Source organism: Mycobacterium simulans (genome assembly GCF_900232995.1).
Taxonomy (GTDB): Bacteria; Actinomycetota; Actinomycetes; order Mycobacteriales; family Mycobacteriaceae; genus Mycobacterium; species Mycobacterium simulans.
Genome location: NZ_OCVX01000013.1, coordinates 1 through 3,163 on the forward strand (window position 1 = coordinate 1; position 3,163 = coordinate 3,163).

Genomic DNA, 3,163 nt, shown 5'->3' on the forward strand with positions numbered 1-3,163 from the left:
GCGCCGGCGGCGGCGGCGGCGCGGGCGGTGCCGGCGGCCGAGGGGGCAATGGGGCCAGCGGCAACGGCGGTGCTGCTGGCGGCGGCAGCGGCGGCAACGGGACCGCGGGCGGCCAAGGCGGTAACGGCGGAGATGGCGGTGCGGCAGGCGGGGCCGGCGGCAACGGCGGCGCCGCCGGCAACGGCGGGGCCGGCGGCAACGGCGGCACTGGAGGCAACGGCGGAGCCCCCCTAACCGCTGGCGCCACTGCCGGTAACGGAGGCCACGGCGGCGCGGGTGGCACCGGTGGAAACGGTGGAACCGGTGGGCCCGCCGGCGCGGGCGGTGTCGCGGGTGCCCTAGGCACTGCCGGGAACGGCGGCCAAGGTGGCGCCGGCGGCGCCGGCGCCACCGGCGCCAACGGCGTCAACCCCACTCCCATCTCGGGAGGCCAGGCGAACCCCGGCACCCCTGGTGCGGACGGCTCCCCAAACGGGGGCAACGGCGGATCCGGCACCGCCGGTGTCTCACCAGGCACGGTCGGTGGCAGCGGCGGCAACGGCGGCGTCGGGACGTCACACTTCATGAACATCCCCGCCATCGGTGGCGACGGCGGCAACGGCGGCAACGGCGGCGAGGGCGCCAACGGCGGTACCGGCGGGACCGGCGGCGAGATCAGGCTCGAAGCCACTCCGGCGCATGCCGGCAGCGGCCACGGCGGCACCGGCGGCAACGGCGGCGCCGGCGGCGCGGGGGCCAACGGAGGCGTCGGCGGCACCGGCGGCGCCGTGTCCAGCCAGACGGGCGGCTTTACCTTCGATCAGACCTTCGGCGGCACGGGCGGCGTCGGCGGCGACGCCGGTACGGGCGGCGTCGGCGGCGCTGGCGGTACCGGCGGCGCCGGCGGCACACACGGTAGCGGCGGAGCCGGAGGCAATGGCGGCGCCGGAGGCAACGCCACGGGGCCTAATAGCGCCGGCGGCGCGGGTGGCAATGGCGGGGCCGGAGGCAACGGCGGCGCTGCCGGCACCGTCGGCAACTTGGCCGGTGTTACCGGTGGAACCGGCGGCGCAGGTGGAGCCGGCGGAGCCGGTGGTGTCGGCGCCAGCGGTGGTGCCGGCGGCGCCGGCGGAACCGGCGGCGCAACCAATGGGGTTGGTGTCACCGGCAACGGCGGCAACGGCGGCAACGGCGGCGCGGGCGCCGCCGGGGGCGCGGGCGGCAACGGCGGCGCAGGCGGCCACGGCGGCGCCGGCCCGGGCTCCACCGTGGGCGCCGGTGGGCCCGGAGGCGCCGCCGGAACTGGCGGCGCGGGCGGCACTGGCGGCGCCGGCGGGGCCGCGGGGGCTCCCGGTGCGGGCATCCGCACTGGCAGCGCCGGCACCGCCGGCGCCCAAGGCGCCCAAGGCAACCAAGGTGCCGACGGGACGGCCGGTGCGCACGGGTAGCACGCGGGCTACGCGCTGCGCACACGGTCTCCGATGACCTGTTTAGAAACCCCGCGCGTCAGCTGCGCCATGTCATACATCTGGTCGGCAGTAATCAGCACTCCACCGAAATGCCTTGACCTGGAAGGGTTTCCACGATCGCGTTCGCTGGCTTGTCCGGTCCAGCCGGGAACCATTTCGTCGAACGTGTCGTGGTCAAGCCCGTCGTGGTCAGGCATGGCTAGCGCCAGCCACACGTTGTCCTCGCACGTCGGGCAGACACCCTGCAGATTGCACGGTGCACAATTTCGGCGCGGTAACGCTCAGCATGTCAGTACCGCTTTGATTTGCTGGCCGAACAATTTCAGTGCTTGCGGCGTCAGCATCTGCTCGTGTTCGCAGTCGACGCGATATTCGGTGAGGTCACCGGTTACGCAGGGCCGCCAGCTCTGATGACGCGCCGAGGCGTTGGTGCCCGGCCGTGCCGAGAAGATGATCATGTCGCCGTCGAACACCTCCGGCACATGTTGCGACTGCAGCACCATGTTGGTGTTGACGTTGCTGGTGATGATCTTGACCAGCTCTCGGGAGGGCCGGACCAGCCCCTGGGCGTGGATCGCTTCGAGGACGTCGCTTTCGCTCAGCTGATCGCCGCCTGGTGCATCGACCGCTGGTGGTGGGTCCAGGGCGAGCAGGCGTTGCACGACGCATCCTTGCCGACGCAGCTGCACGGCCACCTGATGCGCGACGAGGCCGCCAAACGACCAGCCCAGCAGCTGGTAGGGGCCATCGGGGTGCAACGCCCGGATGGTCTGGGCGTAGTAGGTGGCCAGCTCGCGGATCGATTGTCCAGAGCGCGGGTCTTGCTGCAGACCGATGATCGGGCAGTCCAAATACGCCCCTAGGTTGCGATAGGGCCAGCTCAGTCCGCCCGCGGGCGGCAGGCAAAACAGCGGCACCCCCACACCCTCGTGCAGCCTCTCAACGGGAACCACTTCGACGGAACTGTCGGGTGAGTCCAGCCGTTGGCTCAGGCTCTCGATCGTGGGCGCCTCGAACAACACCCGCACCCCAAGGCTGGTGTCCAGGGTTTTGTTGACCGCGGCGATCAGGCGCATCGCCAGCAGCGAGTCCCCGCCCAGGTCAAAAAACGACTCATCGACCCCAACGCGCTCAACACCGAGCGCCCGGGCGAACAGGCCGGCCAGGATCTCCTCGACCGGGGTGATCGGGGCACGATAGCCCACGCCCTTGGCATACTGCGGGGCCGGCAACGCGCGGGTGTCGAGTTTGCCGTTGACCGTCAGCGGCAACGAATCCAACACCGTCACCACCGACGGCACCAGATATGACGGCAACCGCTCGGATAGCTGTGCCCGCACGTCGCTTGGTTCCAGGGTCCCGGTGACGTAGCCCACGAGGCGTTTGTCACCGGGGCGGTCCTCGCGGGCGATCACCACAGCTTGGGTCACACCCGGAAGGTCCAACAGTGCCGCCTCGACTTCGCCGGGCTCAATGCGGAACCCACGGATCTTGACTTGGTCGTCGGCGCGACCAATAAACTCCAAGTCGCCCTGGTCATTCCAGCGCACCACATCCCCGGTGCGGTACATCCGCGACCCCGCCGGCCCGAACGGGCATGCCACAAACCGTGATCCGGTCAATCCCGCCCGACGCCAATACCCACAACCCACGCCCGCACCAGCCACATACAACTCACCGGCAACTCCTACCGGAACCCGACGCAACCATCCATC

General features: G+C 71.3%; 2 protein-coding genes and 1 pseudogene. 1 reads left to right on the top strand and 2 read right to left on the bottom strand.

The genetic code is table 11. The annotated features are described in order from the left end of the window. Positions 1 to 1,427: pseudogene (locus MSIMFI_RS29110) on the top strand (PE family protein); the annotation flags it as partial. A gap of 8 nt (positions 1,428 to 1,435) precedes the next feature. Here MSIMFI_RS29110 and MSIMFI_RS26350 read toward each other — a convergent pair. Beyond that, positions 1,436 to 1,645, bottom strand: a complete 210-nt coding sequence (locus MSIMFI_RS26350; RefSeq protein ID WP_191499882.1) for a hypothetical protein — start codon at positions 1,643 to 1,645, stop codon at positions 1,436 to 1,438. A gap of 84 nt (positions 1,646 to 1,729) precedes the next feature. Continuing rightward, positions 1,730 to 3,163 (bottom strand): thioesterase domain-containing protein (locus tag MSIMFI_RS26355; RefSeq protein WP_191499883.1); only part of this gene is annotated, 1,434 nt, incomplete at its 5' end.

Coding starts and splice junctions, on each gene's coding strand:
- MSIMFI_RS26350 (WP_191499882.1), bottom strand. CDS start 1,645: ATGCCTGACCACGACGGGCTTGACCACGACACGTTCGACGAAATGGTT.